The following is a 15,875-nucleotide window of genomic DNA, read 5'->3' on the forward strand; positions in this document are numbered from 1 at the left end:
AAAGATCGGTCACCGGTCGGTTAAATATTTTAGTGTTAATGCTTAATTGATTGGCATTACGCACTAAGTACCCATTCTTATTTCTTATTTATACCATTTAATTACTATTATCTTCCGGTTCATCTTTAGCAGCGAGATGTTTTCTAAATTGTTTAATACGTGTTTTTCGACGATCGAAATCAGCACGTTTAAATGACAAGGCCCGTGACAATAAGAAACCAATAAAGCTGGCCACGAGCAACATCCATTTCAATAGCTCCATGTTTTCTTGGTGTAAGTACTTTATCTCATCAAAAAATTTACTTAAATCTAACCTCACTTCCACATAGCCAAGGTTATTATCTTGCTGCATCACATTTTCAATCAATGGTGGATAGTCAGCTAATAATTGACGTAACGCTTCTGAATCAGGAGCTAAATCATCGGTAGTGACTGATTGGGCAAAAGCTAACCTGGCTCCTTGAGAGTTATAAATATTAACCGACATCACTTTGGGATCTGATGCTAAAGTCGCTGTCAGCCATCGTAGTTGTTCATCATTTTGCAAAAACATAGCTGGGGCAGCACCGTTTGCAGCTTGTTGCGCAAGGGTTCTTGCCATAAGTTGAGTTTGTGAACTCAACAGTTTTTGACCGTTTTTCAAGCTGCTTTGCCAAAGGTTGATTAGGCCTAATACTAAGCCTATGGCAATGATAACCTGAATGATCCTGCTAATTTTTTGTCTTTTCTTGAGACCGTTAACAAAAATCACTTTAATCCTTAGTCATTTTTCTATTTAATGAAACGCTTAGTAGGCGCCTGATTGCCATCTTTTTCATGGCTTGGGGTGTGGAAATTATATTAATCTAAAAACTCATCAGTAGATAGTTGTAATCAAAGAGGTCTGATCCATGCACAGTCGTAGTTTAGCATCCGCCAATGCCATTAATAAGAGTACCGAAAGTCGCAGTGATGTCAGTATTCTATCCTGGTTGTTAACATCGTCTACTACTGAGTATTGGCACGGTGATCTACTATGCCAACGCTATGATGAAGCTCAATATCATAATGAAATAGCCCCTTTGACGAATGAACGTGTTCGCGTGATATTTGAATCATCTGCACAACCACATATTGATGTATGGCTCGCTAAGTTGGCATTTCCCGCTTATTTTACCGTACTTAAACGGGAAAATGATCTCATCGGCATAGAAATTTCAGCCTGTCAGTCTTTTGCTGACATAAAATCTGCATTTGATATTAGTGTGACTCAGCATAATTTAGCCGCTGAATTACTATTGATAACTGCGCCATTGCCTTTGCTTAAACAGCGTGGTTTGCTAGTGATGGACATGGACTCAACTGCAATTCAAATAGAATGTATTGATGAATTAGCTGTGCTGGCAGGAGTAGGTGAGGAAGTGGCCGCGGCAACCGCCAGTGCGATGCGAGGTGAATTAGATTTTGAACAAAGCTTGCGCTTACGAGTTAGCAAACTTGCTAATGCAGATGCAGCTATCATTGATACACTATGCAAAAATTTACCATTGATGCCTGGCTTAACTGCATCTTTAGCTGAGTTGCAGATTAATCAATGGAAAGTTGTTGTTGCCTCCGGTGGATTTATGCCATTCGTGAATCATTTAATGCATTTATTAAAGTTAGATGCAGCCTTTGCTAATGAACTGGTTATTGAAGATGGCAAATTAACAGGTTATGTCTCGGGCGATGTGGTAGATGCTCAATATAAAGCGACCGTTGTTGGTCAGTGTGCTCAAAAGTGGCAAATCGAAACGGGGCAGATAGTGGCGATAGGTGATGGTGCTAATGATATCCCTATGATCCAAGCCGCAGACTTAGGGATTGCGTTTCATGGTAAGCCTAAGCTAATCAATGCAGCCAATTTAGCGGTAAATAAATTAGATTTACGCGCGTTGGTTTTTTGTTTACAAGCCGAGTAAGAATTAGATAAATATAGCGTTAACATCAATTAGCACTTATTGGTTTTATGCATTGCGGGTTTAATATTACCGCTGGTAAAGCCGATAAAAGCAGGCGTACTATTTAGGATGTTTGCTCTATTTTAGTTGATATTAATGGCAGTTATGGTTAAGTATAGTATTACTCTCTACATACCAATAGCTGCCATTTTGATATCACCTACTCAACAGTCTTTGTTTATTCCCTATCGACAGGGACAATTACATCTGCGCTATATTCCTGCTCAAACTTCGCGTAAGCATGTTACACCTATTTTAATGCTACATGGCGCCATGTCTAATGGTAGAGTCTTTTATAGTGACTCAGGGCGTGGTTTAGGCTGTTTTATGGCGCAGCATGGGTTTGATGTTTATGTGCTAGATACTGCTGGAAGGGGGAAAAGTACTCCACTGATTGATAAGCAATATGAATTGGGTCAAGGTGAAGTAATAAGGGAACAATTACCTTTAGTGCAATCGTTTATTTTAGCACGTCATCCAATGGCATCGAAAGTACACTGGTGTGCACATTCTTGGGGAGGGGTATTAATGGCAAGTAGCTTGGCTCGGTTTGCTGATCTACAAACGAGTGTTGCCTCACTGTTAACCTTTGGCAGTAAACGTACTATCAAAATTAAGTCATTACGAAAATGGCTTATGGTGGATCTGTTCTGGAATCGATTCGCTCCTTTTTGTGTATCTAAGCAAGGTTTTTTTGATGCTAACCGATATCGATTTGGTATGGACAATGAGAGCCATCAATCGCTACTTCAGAGCATAGATTGGGTAAGGGGTGAGTGGATTGATCATGACGATCAGTTTAATTACGCGCTTGCTGCACAAAATGTTAATTGGCCTAAGGCATGGTTTATTGCAGGAGAGAATGACACTGTATTAGGTAATCCATCTGATGTACAAGATATGATGGCTGAATGTGGTTTTCAGGCAGCAAAATACACTTTGTTGGCTAAAAAACATGGTTACCTAAACGATTATGGTCATGCTGACATGTTGACTCACAAACAAGCAAATGATGATCACTTTATTCAGATTAAAAAGTGGTATCTTGAGCAGAATGATTGAGTATTGATTCTTCATCACAATGCTTATTTTTACTAGATATTTAAGAGGCCGCTGGAGCTTGTTTAATCAACCCTGTACAGAGTTGAGGGAAACGTAATTTCACTTCAGAGGTGATATCTAGAAACTCACCTATACCAATGATTTTAAAGAGTTGTTCTTCAAGTTGTTTGGCTTTGTGATTTGCATGAATATTGATATATCCTAATTCACGCCGAATGTAGGTCATATCCGGTTTGTCTGCGGCACCAAAATACACTTTTAGTGCCATAAATTTGCCTAGTCTTTGGCTTTGTTCTATAAAAGATTGTTGTTCTGCTACACTGATATCTGCTGTAACTTTGCAATTTAGATTAATTGTGCCACGAGCGTGTCGAGTGATTTGAATGAATACTTCAAAAAAACGCATATTATCAGCGGCTTTCATGGTTTTGATTGGGTCGGTAATTTGACTTTTTAGGACCCCATCCGCCATGATCGGTGTGAGGTTATATTGCATTATTTGATCGGTATCTTGAGAGAATAAGTGGCTGATTTCATCTACTTTGGTGCCAATGCCAATGGCGGAAAGGGAGAATGATTTACTCTGTTTTTCAATAAAATATGGCACACTAACCAGTTCACGCATCATCAGATTTTTCATACCATCAGCAAGCTCTTTTTGCTCACCATCTTTATCTGACAGTTGAGTTAACTTTGCTTTATTGTGACTTATCAGTTTATTTAAAAACTCAACACCGATATGCGGTGAGTGACCAATTAATGCACTTAAATGCAGTATGCTGCCGTTTGAACGGGTTCTAATCAGTTGATACGGTAATGCACTTAAGTCAATCTGAGTAGCTTTAGCTTGTAAGCTAGGGAAACTAAGACTTACAGATGCCGGTGAGTTAAAGTCGAATGCTTCCTCTAAGGTTATTTGTAAGCCTCGGCTAGAAATATCATGGGTCACGCCTGAAGCGATCTTATTGCCTTGTTTAATTTTAACTAATGTTTTAAAGGCATATCTTGATTCATGACGACGCTCTGTAAATGGCATTGATATTCTTTTAATGCTATTCACACTGATTTTTGCTTGTGCAAAGGTTTTTAATTGGTTTACGTCTTGATTATTAAACCAAGTTTGGTATTGCGAATTTACATTCGGATTAGTTATATCGCAAACTTGAATAATATGGCTGAAACAAGCCAACTGTTGCTCAGTCAATGGTGAATATTGTGCATCATCGCCAGGAAGTGTCGAGGTTTTATAATTGAGCTTATGATCCACTTTTTGACTCACTAACTTATATACTCGCCAGCTAGATTTTTTTGAACCAAAACCTAAAAATAATCCTAAATGACTACTTTGTATCAGTTCAAATAATGTTGCTGAATAAAAGTGTACTTTTTCGTTGCTAATATGAGTAAAGCAGAAAATTAACTGATGTTCAGTAATATCTGGCGATTTTAATAAATGCACTAAGCGATTATTGGTTAACATTCCTGGTAGTTGGTTAATATCATCCTCATTTTGAAACAAATGCAGTAATGGTTGATTACCTCGACCAAGAAGGGCATGAGTGATACGAGGTTTACCTTCTTTAATTGAGATGTAGACTGGTAAATGAGGTTGCAGGGGTAAATAATGACGTTCGTAACCTAGTCCTGTCGCATTGACAATAACGTCGTTGACATCCACTTTGTAGCGGAATTTATAACTGCTAATTAATTGAGTAATAACTTTGTCGAGTTCTTCACTGCTACCAATACGTTTTAAGCGTAATATATCATTTTCATCTTTATTTTGAATATCAACAATAGCGTAATCAACACCTTGTTGTAAGTCTTCAAAGTAAAACTCTTCATTCAGTTCAAGCAGTTTTACTCTAATTGGTTTTTCTGGTTGGAGATTATGTTTTACGGGTAATTTTATCCTGGCGCCGCCAACTGATAAGTCTAGCGTAGCCCCTAATATTTCAGCTGATTCAGATTGTGATACTGAAATTTTAATGCTGTAGTTCATTCGCTCTTCACTGCGATTAAAATAACTGCCTAAAACGACGCCCGGTACTATAAAAGGTGATGCATTTAAGCTTGGTTCATTAGATGGACCTTCTTGTTTCAGAAGTTTACGTTTTTTGTGAGTTTTAATGACTTTTTCATATACACCTAAAGTATATTGGTTTCGATAAATGGGTAATGTTTGTTCAAGGGCTTCTTTTGAGGGCATGTCTAAAAAATGTCTTTGGTTACCAATGAGTACCTCTTCACATGCTAGCTCGGTTTTATCACGTAAATCGATTACACGAGTACACGGTGCCGATATACGGTTTAGCTCCATTTTAAGTAGAAAACGGGTAGAGTTTGATTCATCAGCCGTTAGACTTTCGAACAGTTCCTGAAAGTCAGGTTCCATTAATAAAGGCTTTAATTGTTCTATTAGTGCGCTGTGGTTGTCTAGGCTCATCTTCTATTATCGTTTTTAATGCTTATTGTGTGTCTGGCTGTTAATCTTATCGGCATGAAAAGACATTGCTTTATCAATAGTGTGGTCTGAAGTTAATCTTAACCCTATTTGAGATAAATGATAAAGTTTACAGTACAAACTCGTGTCTATGATTTGATATATCTTGGACTGAAAAGCGATCTTCCTCAACTTTTAAATTTATTAACCGAGCATTATGGCAAAGAATAAAACAGCATATGTGTGCAATGAGTGTGGTCAAGACTTTCCGCGTTGGCAAGGGCAGTGTAATGCTTGCCAGGAGTGGAACACGATCACTGAGGTACGTTTAGGCGCGAGCAGTGCAACACGTACTCATCAGTTTAGTGGTTATGCTGGCGCCACGAGTAAAGAAGTACAGACACTTGATCAAATTGACTTAAATGAATTACCGCGTATTGCCAGTACATTTGGTGAGTTAGATCGGGTTTTGGGTGGCGGTATTGTCCCTGGCAGTGCCATATTAATTGGTGGGCATCCTGGCGCAGGGAAAAGTACTTTGTTATTGCAAACTTTGTGTCAATTAGCGCAAATTATGCCAGCCTTGTATGTCACGGGGGAAGAATCATTACAACAAGTCGCAATGCGTGCTCATCGCCTAGGGTTACCGACTCAAAATCTACGTATGCTGTCTGAAACCAGTGTTGAAACTATTTGTGATATTGCGATACAAATAAAGCCCAAAGTGATTGTGATTGACTCTATTCAAGTCATGCATATGAGCGATATCCAATCTTCACCTGGTAGCGTATCTCAGGTACGAGAATCCGCTTCATATTTGACCCGATTTGCAAAACAACATGGCATAGCGGTTATTATGGTCGGCCATGTTACTAAAGATGGCAGTTTAGCTGGCCCTAAGGTATTAGAACATTGTATTGATTGCTCGGTGATGTTTGAGGGGGATAGTGATAGTCGCTATCGTACTTTACGCTCACATAAAAATAGATTCGGCGCAATTAACGAGCTAGGTGTTTTTGCGATGACGGAGCGTGGCTTAAAAGAAGTAGCTAATCCATCAGCAATATTTTTATCCCGTGGTGATGAAGCGGCCTCGGGATCGTTAGTGATGGTGGTATGGGAAGGTACGCGTCCATTGCTGGTGGAGTTACAGGTTTTAGTCGACAGTTCAGCCATGTCTAACCCTCGTCGGGTTGCGGTAGGTATGGATGCTAATCGTTTAGCCATGCTGCTTGCTGTAATGCACCGCCATGGTGGGTTGCAGATGGCTGACCAAGATGTGTTTGTTAACGTTGTGGGTGGAGTTAAAGTGACTGAAACCAGTGCCGATTTAACTTTATTGCTGGCGATGGTATCGAGTTTTCGCGGCGAAGTTTTACCGACAGATTTAGTCGTTTTTGGTGAAGTAGGCTTATCTGGTGAGATTAGACCTGTGCCTAATGGGCAAGAGCGTTTAATTGAAGCGGCTAAACACGGTTTTAAACGCGCTATAGTGCCTAAGGCAAACATGCCTAAAAAACCGCCCGAGGGAATGGACGTTATTGGGGTAAATAAATTAACTGAAGCGTTAAACGCACTCTAACTGTGCGTTTTTATCAATATTTGATTCCAAATTTAAGGGGTATTTATTCTTCGGGTTGGATCAACATTTCTAGCTCTCGATTAAGTAGTTCAGCATCACCTAAATTCAGTTCAATAATACGGCGTAAGTGGCTAATACTTTCAACATCGATATGTAAACAGCGTAAGCCTAAGTGCTTACTGGTTTTATGTACAATCTTGGTGCTCATGACTAACTGAATGTCAGAGTCAGGTAGTACAAACTCTAATGTGATATTACTGTCTTGTGTGCCGTTGAATGTTTCAGGGATGTCGACCAAAGCGCCATTAAGGCTTAAATCTAGAATCGTTGTGCGCCAGGTAGACTCGGCCTGGGCAAGATAGGCATTAGCACCAAATAGAATTCTCGAAAATTTGCGTCTCTCGTCCATTAGTCTGTCCTTTAATATTTAGGGTCAGTATTGCATTTGTTATTATCAATTAGCATACGATATAACCACACATAAAACACCCTGATTCAATTAATTTGTTTAATGATTATTAGTTTGGGTAACTCAATTGTGAATAAGGCACCTTGCTTAATAGCTGTGAATAAAGCGATTTGTTCCTTAATACTTGATTACCAGGCAGGCCCATATTCGTTTTATTAACATAACCAGCTATTTAGCCTCAGACTAGGGGGGAATAAATGCTGACTAAACAGCCTTTATCTTGCTAACTTCGTTTTCTTAACGTGCAATAGGCTAGCTATTGACGTGTTAATGTCCCTTGGTTTGAAAACAAATAACAAGTTTGCTATGAAATAAGCTAAATCTGTTGAAGTTAGCCTATTAAGCCCATCTATATAACCCGAGTTGAGGTTTAATTACGTTGTAGTGATTGCGCAAGCGCCATACTAACTTGGCTTGATTACTGATTACTGATTACTGATTACTGATTACTAGCCTGGGATATTTACCAAAACATTATGAGTCATTTATTGAAATGTTTTGACGCTTTGAACTTTCACTCAAGAGGATAGACAGGGTATCCTCGAGAGGTTAAGTTAAAACATAGCAAGTGTCCAAATAGAAAAAATGCCCTTCAGCTTAACTAACTGGCATTAACTCGAAGGTTGCTTTTACTTAATGGTTAACTAATTTAAGGTTAACCATTCGCTGCTAACCTGCAATATCATCATCAGGATCAACAATGGGGGAGTTTGGCATAATTCTGACCGATTTTATCATATTATCAGCCACTTCAATCACTTCAATATGGTAATCAGCTAAGCGTAAACTGGTTTTTGCGGCAGGGATATCCTCAAGATATTCGACAATTAATCCATTTAGAGTTTTAGGGCCATCAATAGGGAAATCCCATTTCATCTCTTTATTTAAATCACGAATGTTAATAGTGGCATCAATTAAAAAGCTGCCATCTTGTTGGATGTTAATATCTTCGCTTGGTGTAGCTATCATTGATGTAGTGAAGTCACCAACGATTTCCTCTAAAATATCTTCAAGTGTAACAAGTCCTTGAATGTCACCATACTCATCAACAACCAGTCCTATACGTTCTTTATTTTGCTGGAAATTTGCCAGCTGTACGTTCAATGGTGTGCCTTCAGGAATAAAATATAGCTCTTTTACTGCACGTAATAATGATGACTTACTAAATTGCTCTTTTGATTGTAGACGAAGAGCGTCGCGCAAATGAATAAATCCCACTGAATCATCAATGGTGTCGCGATACACTAATACACGAGTGTGTGGACTTTGGGTGACTAATTTATTAATGAGCTTAAAATCATCATTCATGTTGATGGCGTAAATATCGGAACGCGCAATCATAATGTCTTCTACAGTGACTTTTTCTAAGTCTAATATTGACAATAACATTTCTTGGTGACGCTGAGGTATAAGTGCACCAGCTTCATGTACAACGGTACGTAATTCTTCCTGGCTTAATGCATCATTAGTTTTCACCGTTTTAATGCCCAATAAACGCAAGAAACCTGTGGTAATAATGTTTAAGGTTTTTACTACTGGTAATAAGATAAACAATAACCATTTCAGCAAAATACTAGAAGGGAATGCAATTCGCTCTGGATGTAAGGCTGCATAGGTTTTTGGGGTCACTTCTGCAAAGATTAGCACAACAATTGTCAGTACACCGGTAGCTATAGCAACACCCATATCGCCAAATAATCGCATACCAATGATGGTGGCGATAGCAGAGGCAAGAATGTTAACCAAGTTGTTTCCAATTAGGATTAACCCTATTAGTCTATCTGGTCTGTCGAGCATTTTTAATGCGCGTTGGGCACCTTTATGGCCGCTTCCAGCAAGGTGGCGAAGTCTATACCGATTAAGGGTCATCATGGCGGTTTCTGAACCAGAAAAATAAGCTGACATCAGAATTAAAACCAACAGAAAAATGAGGAGTGCGCTGGTAGATATAGCGTCCAAGGAAGGGGGCTCCGTTATGGTAATTTGGCCGCTATATTAGCAGCCCAAATGGATAAATTGAATCAGCATTATTAACCACTGACGATAAGAGTCAAGCTATAGAGGTTTATAATATCAGCAAAATAAAATACAAAATGAACAATGAGTACTTCACGCCCTTCAAAGTCCCCGTTTTTAATGGTCATGATTATTTGTTTACAGTCATGATTTAGGTGGGTGTTAATTAATAATCAGTTCTTTAACAATACGAGCGCCAAAGTAGCCTAATGAAAGTAGCCCAGCACCAGATAAACTGTAAACCACGGCTGTGCGGATCCGACAGCCTATAGTGTAGTGTTGCCATAACATAGTGCCATATACGACCCAAGCCGCCATTGATAAAATAGCTTTGTGGCCCTTGCCATCAATAAACATATCCTCTAAAAACACAAACCCAGTAACTAACGACAAGCTTAATAAAATAAAGCCAATCACAATAAGATGATATAGCTGACGTTCTACAGTCATCAGTGGTGGCATAGCCAGGCTCATGAACATTTTTTTATTTTTAAGCTTGTTTTGAATAATCCATAATTGCAGTGCATAAAGTGCAGCAATCATTAAGGCACTGTAAGCCATCAGCGACAATACAACATGAGCAAGAATTTCAGGATGCAATTCAAAATGCATAATAAATTGAGGTGGTAGTAGCCACAGTAATGCGACCGAAATGATAGAGCAGGCGTAAATTACCGGAAGTACTACGATGACTTTTAGTCTAGGTAAAGTGACCATAAAGGTAAAGGTGATAATCCAGTTCACCATTGAAATAACATTGGTTAAACTAAAATTAAGTCCATCGGCAGTAAACATTGATTTCGACAGAGCAAAACCATGCATCAATACACCCAAACCAGAGATGAGCATGATGAGTTTACGGTTAGGGCCGTCAGCATGAAATAGTCGACTAGTCACCAGTACTAGTGCAATACAATAAAAAAACATAGCCGAAGCTGAAAAAATAACCATCCGATTTAAACCTATCAAGTTATATGTGCATGCTGACTGGATATAATATCGAGTCTCAAAACGTTCATGAACATTATTAGGTAAGATTAACATGAAGTCACCCTATAAGGGCAGTGACCTATTACGCAAAATTTAACAGTATCTGACTGTTAGCTGCAAATAATTTACCTTAATCGAGTCTGTTATGGGGAATAAGAGGCACTCGTGTCACGATTAATTATGGGTTTGATCCTTTTATAAATAAGGCGCAAGGCTAATCGTTCGAGCTAAAAATGAATAAATTGTCACACAAGCGCGCATCTTAAAATTTTTTGAGTATAATAGTGCGCATTATCGATAAGCGTATTAAGAGCGGTTAAATGTTTGAGAATCTATCTGACAGACTATCAAGAACACTAAAAAATATAAGTGGTCGTGGTCGATTAACGGAAGACAACATTAAAGACACCTTACGTGAAGTCCGCATGGCTTTGCTCGAGGCTGATGTTGCATTGCCAGTAGTAAGAGACTTTGTGAGCAGCGTAAAAGATCGCGCAGTTGGACAAGAAGTCTCAAAAAGTTTAAGTCCTGGTCAAGCGTTTATTAAAATTGTTCAAAGCGAACTTGAACGCGCTATGGGCGAAGCTAATGAAGAGCTTGACTTAGCCGCTCAGCCGCCAGCAGTGATCATGATGGCAGGTTTACAGGGGGCAGGTAAAACAACCTCGGTAGCCAAGTTAAGTAAATTTTTACGCACTCGTCATAAAAAATCAGTATTAGTTGTCAGTGCTGATGTTTATCGCCCTGCGGCAATTAAACAGCTTGAAACTTTGGCTGCTGAAGTTGAGGTTGAATTTTTCCCCTCTGACGTCAGTCAAAAACCGCTTGATATAGCAAAAGCGGCAATAGCTTATGCCAAATTAAAGTTCATTGATGTTGTGATTGTCGATACCGCAGGTCGTTTGCATGTCGATGAAGCTATGATGGATGAGATCATTGAGTTGCATGCGGTTATTAAGCCGGTAGAAACATTATTTGTTGTCGATGCAATGACAGGTCAAGATGCGGCAAATACAGCTAAAGCATTTAATGAAGCACTGCCATTAACTGGGGTCATTTTAACCAAGGTTGATGGTGATGCTCGCGGTGGTGCGGCGTTATCAATTCGTAGCATAACCGGTAAACCTATTAAGTTCTTAGGTGTTGGTGAAAAAACTGATGCATTAGAGCCGTTTCATCCTGATCGTATTGCCTCACGTATTTTAGGCATGGGCGATGTACTTTCATTGATTGAAGAAGTTGAACGCGGTGTCGATAAAGACAAAGCGATGAAACTGGCTTCTAAAGTGAAGGCTGGTGGTAGTTTTGATTTAGAAGATTTTCGTGAGCAGCTGCAGCAAATGAAGAACATGGGCGGCATGATGAACATGATAGAAAAACTGCCTGGTGTAGGTAAGCTGCCTCCAGAAGCTCTAGCGCAAGTTCAAGACGGCAAAATGACTGGCCAAATGGAAGCGATTATTAACTCTATGACCGCCAAAGAGCGTAAAAATCCTGATGTTATTAAGGGATCACGCAAGCGTCGTATTGCACTAGGTTCAGGTACACAAATTCAAGATGTAAATCGCTTATTAAAGCAATTTACTCAAATGCAAAAAATGATGAAAAAAATGTCAGCTAAAGGCGGCATGAAAAAAATGATGCGTGGTATGAGCGGGATGTTGCCGCCAGGTATGAAGATGCCTGGTCGTTAGTTTATCAATTTAATCTTCGGTAGTGACGCTTTGCTTGACGCTATAATCCTTTTTGCTGCAAAAAACGGCGCTTTGGGTTGCATTAGTTTCAAAGTAGGGTAAAATCTTCCGGCTTTCTTACTGGGACCTTCGCGAACACGGGTTCCAGTTTTTATTTTTGCTTCTAGCAAATCATTAGAGGAATAAAACGCATGGTTACCATTCGTTTAGCTCGTGGCGGCGCAAAAAAGCGTCCATTTTATAATATCGTTGTTGCTGATAGCCGCAATGCTCGTGACGGTCGTTTCATCGAACGTGTAGGCTTTTTCAACCCACTAGCTCGTGGTCAAGAAGAAACTTTACGTTTAGATTTAGATCGTGTTGAGCATTGGGTTGCTACAGGCGCGGCAACATCTGAGCGTGTTGCTAAGTTAATTAAAGACGCACGTAAAGCAGTAGCTTAATTGCGTTTAGGTATAGATAGATGAGTAGTAACCAACAGCCAATAGTGCTGGGTAAAATAGGCGCTTGTCATGGCATTAAAGGTTGGCTAAAAATCACTGCCTATACCAATTCTGTTGAAGGCATTTTTGATTATTCTCCTTGGCTTATTTATGACCAAGGAAAATGGCGTGAAGTTAAAGTCAGCCAATGGCGCTCACAAGGTAAAGCGGTTATCGCTGAACTTGAAGGTGTAGCGTCACGGGAACAGGCACAAATGCTCACAAATTGTGAAATTGCGATTATGCCTGAACAAATGAAAGAGCTCAGTGATGATGAATTTTATCACCGTGATCTTATCGGCTGTGAAGTGACTAATAATAACGGCTACAACATGGGCATCGTTGACCAGATCGTGGAAACAGGATCTAACGATGTTTTACTTGTTAAAGCTAATGCCAAAGATGCTTTTGGCAAAGTGGAACGTATGATCCCCTTTGTCCCTGAACAATTCATTTTAACAGTGGATTTGCAAGGCAAACAGATAATAGTGGATTGGGATCCTGACTTCTAAGTCGAGGTACAACATATGTGGTTAGGGGTAATAACCCTGTTTCCAGAGATGTTTCGTGCTGTTACAGACTTTGGGGTGACGGGTCGAGCCGTAAAAAACGGCCTGCTTAAGGTGCACACGTGGAATCCTCGCGATTTCACCCATGATAGACATAACACGGTTGATGATCGCCCATACGGTGGTGGACCTGGAATGTTAATGATGGTGCAACCTTTGCGAGATGCCATTCATGCAGCGAAAGTTGCAGCGGGTGACAGAGCGAAAGTGATTTATCTATCTCCTCAGGGTCGTAAGCTGGATCAGCAAGGCGTCACTGAGTTAGCTAAATCAGACAGTTTGATTTTAGTGTGTGGTCGCTACGAAGGTATCGACGAGCGCATTATTCAAACTGAAGTGGATGAAGAATGGTCAATAGGGGATTACGTGCTTTCGGGCGGCGAAATACCTGCAATGACATTAATAGATTCGGTGGCACGCCTAGTACCTGGTGTACTGGGTAAGCAAGCTTCGGCAGAGCAAGATTCTTTCTCTAACGGATTACTGGATTGTCCTCATTACACTCGCCCTGAAAACTTAGATGGCATGGACGTACCGGCAGTGTTGTTAAGCGGTGACCACGAAAAAATCAGACTCTGGCGGTTGCAGCAAAGTATCGGAAGAACTTTTCTACGACGACCAGAAATATTTGAAAATCTAGCTCTGACTGACGAACAAACAGCCTTATTAGCGCAGTTTGTAAATGAAACGGATACGTCCGTATAGTCATTGTTTCAGTTATTCTAGAATGGAGTAAGTTATGAACAACATCATTAAAATGCTCAACGATGAGCAAATGAAAACAGACGTACCTGATTTTGGTGCTGGTGATACAGTAGTAGTTCAAGTACGCGTAAAAGAAGGTGATAAAGAGCGTCTTCAGGCTTTTGAAGGTATCGTTATCGCTAAGCGTAACCGTGGTTTGCACTCAGCATTCACAGTACGTAAAATCTCTAATGGTGAAGGTGTTGAGCGTGCTTTCCAAACGCACAGCCCATTAATTGCTAGCATCGAAGTTAAGCGTCGCGGCCGTGTTCGTCGTGCTAAACTTTACTACTTACGTGAGCGTTCAGGTAAATCTGCACGTATCCGTGAAAAATTGGGAACTAAGTAATAGTTGTCAATTTAGTTTAAAAGATGCAGTGTTCGCACAACTAACCGCCGAAAGGCGGTTTTTTGTTTTTTGTATTAGTCACAGTCATGCTTGGGTTATATAAGCGTTTATTATCCCTAGCTGAGGTTATTTAGCCCTAAGCTTTATGTCATTAACCTAAATCATTATCTGAGTTTTATATTAACCACTTAGGCATAGCCACATGAACATTGAAATATCGGTAATTGATACGGCAGTAAAAGCATATTGGGATTAAATAAGCCTTGATCTCATTAAAATGCACAGGCATAGTTATCTTTATGCTGTAATGGTGTATCATTACAAAAATACAGTGGTTCTAGTTACGACGAATAGAGTGTAACTAGATTGATTTTTGCCTTATTACAGTGAGCCGATATCATGCAACAAGATACCATCAACAATATCCATATAAGTTCTGAGCAAATATTGTCAACGCCGTCACAACTGAAACAAGAATTACCTTTATCAGCGCATGCTTATCGTTATATTTTGGATGCGCGTAAAACAGTAGCAGACATTGTCCATAAACGGGATAGTCGGGTATTAGTTGTCACAGGGCCTTGTTCAATACATGATATTGATGCTGCTAAAGAATATGCGCTTAAGTTAAAAAAATTACACGATGAGCTCAGTGATGATTTCTACATATTAATGCGGGTTTATTTTGAAAAACCTCGCACAACAGTAGGTTGGAAAGGGCTGATTAATGATCCTAATATGGATGAGTCTTTTGATGTAGAAAAAGGGCTTCGTATGGCCCGCGAATTGATGATTTGGTTAGCTGAATTAGAATTGCCGGTAGCAACTGAAGCGCTAGATCCCATTAGTCCTCAATATATTTCTGAGTTAGTAACTTGGTCTGCTATTGGTGCCCGTACAACAGAATCTCAAACTCACCGAGAAATGGCATCGGGGTTATCTATGCCTGTTGGTTTTAAAAATGGCACTGAAGGTAAGCTAGATGTTGCGATTAATGCACTTAAATCAGCAGCCAGTAGTCATCGTTTTATGGGGATTAACCAAGAAGGCCAAGTCTGCTTGCTGCAAACTGCGGGTAATCCTGACGGCCATATCATTCTGCGTGGTGGTATTGCGCCTAATTATGATGCTCAAAGTGTTGCTGAGTGTGAAACACAAATTCATAATGCTAAGTTAAATGCACGTTTAGTGGTTGATTGCAGTCATGGAAATTCCTCTAAAGATCACAATCGTCAAAAACAGGTGTGTGAAGATGTATTTAATCAAATTGTCTCGGGCAATAAATCAATCATTGGTGTTATGCTTGAAAGCCATTTAAATGCGGGTAATCAAAGTACCAATAAGCCACTAAATGAACTCGAATATGGTGTGTCCGTTACTGATGCCTGTATTGACTGGGCAACCACTGAAACAATTTTACGACAAGGCGCTAACCAATTATCTGCCGTACTGCCAACGCGCTTTAATGTACTGCAAGTTGCTAATGGTTAATGAAA

The 15,875-nt window shown here is 39.8% G+C and carries 14 protein-coding genes; 9 read left to right on the plus strand and 5 right to left on the minus strand.

What is annotated here, in order from left to right:
* Window positions 1-97: 97 nt before the first annotated feature.
* Window positions 98-751, minus strand: coding sequence for a YtjB family periplasmic protein (locus L0B17_RS06770; RefSeq protein WP_235088618.1), 654 nt, complete (start codon window positions 749-751; stop codon window positions 98-100).
* 139 nt (window positions 752-890) lie between these two features.
* Between L0B17_RS06770 and serB the strand changes: the two genes are divergently transcribed.
* A complete protein-coding gene (serB, locus tag L0B17_RS06775) occupies window positions 891-1,940 on the plus strand; it encodes a phosphoserine phosphatase SerB (protein WP_235088619.1) in 1,050 nt (349 codons plus the stop codon).
* Window positions 1,941-2,084: 144 nt separating this feature from the next.
* On the plus strand, window positions 2,085-3,041 hold the full coding sequence (locus L0B17_RS06780) for an alpha/beta fold hydrolase (RefSeq protein WP_443019943.1): 957 nt from the start codon (window positions 2,085-2,087) through the stop codon (window positions 3,039-3,041).
* Between the two features lie 40 nt (window positions 3,042-3,081).
* Here the strand turns inward: L0B17_RS06780 and L0B17_RS06785 are convergent, their stop codons facing one another.
* A complete protein-coding gene (locus L0B17_RS06785) occupies window positions 3,082-5,487 on the minus strand; it encodes a PilZ domain-containing protein (protein WP_235088621.1) in 2,406 nt (801 codons plus the stop codon).
* A 214-nt stretch (window positions 5,488-5,701) separates the two neighbouring features.
* On the opposite strand from L0B17_RS06785, the gene radA reads away from it, so the two are divergent.
* Window positions 5,702-7,066 (plus strand): DNA repair protein RadA, encoded by a 1,365-nt coding sequence (gene radA / locus L0B17_RS06790; protein ID WP_235088628.1) that lies wholly within the window; start codon window positions 5,702-5,704, stop codon window positions 7,064-7,066.
* Window positions 7,067-7,109: 43 nt separating this feature from the next.
* Here radA and L0B17_RS06795 read toward each other — a convergent pair whose 3' ends face one another.
* The 3 genes from L0B17_RS06795 to L0B17_RS06805 form a co-directional block, all read right to left on the minus strand.
* The gene (locus L0B17_RS06795; RefSeq protein WP_235088630.1) at window positions 7,110-7,475 is read right to left on the minus strand and encodes a PilZ domain-containing protein; all 366 of its coding nucleotides are present in this window, start codon (window positions 7,473-7,475) and stop codon (window positions 7,110-7,112) included.
* Window positions 7,476-8,204: 729 nt separating this feature from the next.
* Window positions 8,205-9,494: an HlyC/CorC family transporter gene (locus L0B17_RS06800; protein WP_235088638.1), complete on the minus strand. Its 1,290-nt coding sequence runs from the start codon at window positions 9,492-9,494 to the stop codon at window positions 8,205-8,207.
* A gap of 219 nt (window positions 9,495-9,713) precedes the next feature.
* Entirely contained in the window at window positions 9,714-10,502 is a 789-nt protein-coding gene (locus L0B17_RS06805; protein ID WP_235088643.1) for a cytochrome C assembly family protein, read from the minus strand.
* A 359-nt stretch (window positions 10,503-10,861) separates the two neighbouring features.
* On the opposite strand from L0B17_RS06805, the gene ffh reads away from it, so the two are divergent.
* From ffh to L0B17_RS06835, 6 genes are all read left to right on the plus strand, one after another.
* Window positions 10,862-12,235 carry a signal recognition particle protein gene (gene ffh, locus L0B17_RS06810; RefSeq protein WP_235088644.1) on the plus strand — a complete coding sequence of 458 codons (1,374 nt, stop codon included), beginning with the start codon at window positions 10,862-10,864 and terminating at the stop codon, window positions 12,233-12,235.
* A gap of 191 nt (window positions 12,236-12,426) precedes the next feature.
* Window positions 12,427-12,678: a 30S ribosomal protein S16 gene (gene rpsP, locus L0B17_RS06815; RefSeq protein WP_011638368.1), complete on the plus strand. Its 252-nt coding sequence runs from the start codon at window positions 12,427-12,429 to the stop codon at window positions 12,676-12,678.
* A 20-nt stretch (window positions 12,679-12,698) separates the two neighbouring features.
* Entirely contained in the window at window positions 12,699-13,229 is a 531-nt protein-coding gene (gene rimM / locus L0B17_RS06820; protein ID WP_235088647.1) for a ribosome maturation factor RimM, read from the plus strand.
* Between the two features lie 15 nt (window positions 13,230-13,244).
* Window positions 13,245-13,991 (plus strand): tRNA (guanosine(37)-N1)-methyltransferase TrmD, encoded by a 747-nt coding sequence (gene trmD, locus L0B17_RS06825; RefSeq protein WP_235088649.1) that lies wholly within the window; start codon window positions 13,245-13,247, stop codon window positions 13,989-13,991.
* 34 nt (window positions 13,992-14,025) lie between these two features.
* Window positions 14,026-14,379, plus strand: coding sequence for a 50S ribosomal protein L19 (rplS, locus tag L0B17_RS06830; protein WP_235088650.1), 354 nt, complete (start codon window positions 14,026-14,028; stop codon window positions 14,377-14,379).
* 399 nt (window positions 14,380-14,778) lie between these two features.
* Window positions 14,779-15,870, plus strand: a complete 1,092-nt coding sequence (locus L0B17_RS06835) for a 3-deoxy-7-phosphoheptulonate synthase (RefSeq protein ID WP_235088652.1) — start codon at window positions 14,779-14,781, stop codon at window positions 15,868-15,870.
* Window positions 15,871-15,875: the final 5 nt, after the last annotated feature.

This window comes from Shewanella sp. OMA3-2 (assembly GCF_021513195.1).
Taxonomy (GTDB): Bacteria; Pseudomonadota; Gammaproteobacteria; order Enterobacterales; family Shewanellaceae; genus Shewanella.

What these genes read in the sequence shown, in the direction of transcription:
- serB (WP_235088619.1), top strand. Translation starts at nt 891, where the DNA reads ATGCACAGTCGTAGTTTAGCATCCGCCAATGCCATTAATAAGAGTACC.
- L0B17_RS06780 (WP_443019943.1), top strand. Translation starts at nt 2,085, where the DNA reads ATGGTTAAGTATAGTATTACTCTCTACATACCAATAGCTGCCATTTTG.
- L0B17_RS06785 (WP_235088621.1), bottom strand. Translation starts at nt 5,487, where the DNA reads ATGAGCCTAGACAACCACAGCGCACTAATAGAACAATTAAAGCCTTTA.
- radA (WP_235088628.1), top strand. Translation starts at nt 5,702, where the DNA reads ATGGCAAAGAATAAAACAGCATATGTGTGCAATGAGTGTGGTCAAGAC.
- L0B17_RS06795 (WP_235088630.1), bottom strand. Translation starts at nt 7,475, where the DNA reads ATGGACGAGAGACGCAAATTTTCGAGAATTCTATTTGGTGCTAATGCC.
- L0B17_RS06805 (WP_235088643.1), bottom strand. Translation starts at nt 10,502, where the DNA reads ATGGTTATTTTTTCAGCTTCGGCTATGTTTTTTTATTGTATTGCACTA.
- ffh (WP_235088644.1), top strand. Translation starts at nt 10,862, where the DNA reads ATGTTTGAGAATCTATCTGACAGACTATCAAGAACACTAAAAAATATA.
- rpsP (WP_011638368.1), top strand. Translation starts at nt 12,427, where the DNA reads ATGGTTACCATTCGTTTAGCTCGTGGCGGCGCAAAAAAGCGTCCATTT.
- rimM (WP_235088647.1), top strand. Translation starts at nt 12,699, where the DNA reads ATGAGTAGTAACCAACAGCCAATAGTGCTGGGTAAAATAGGCGCTTGT.
- trmD (WP_235088649.1), top strand. Translation starts at nt 13,245, where the DNA reads ATGTGGTTAGGGGTAATAACCCTGTTTCCAGAGATGTTTCGTGCTGTT.
- rplS (WP_235088650.1), top strand. Translation starts at nt 14,026, where the DNA reads ATGAACAACATCATTAAAATGCTCAACGATGAGCAAATGAAAACAGAC.
- L0B17_RS06835 (WP_235088652.1), top strand. Translation starts at nt 14,779, where the DNA reads ATGCAACAAGATACCATCAACAATATCCATATAAGTTCTGAGCAAATA.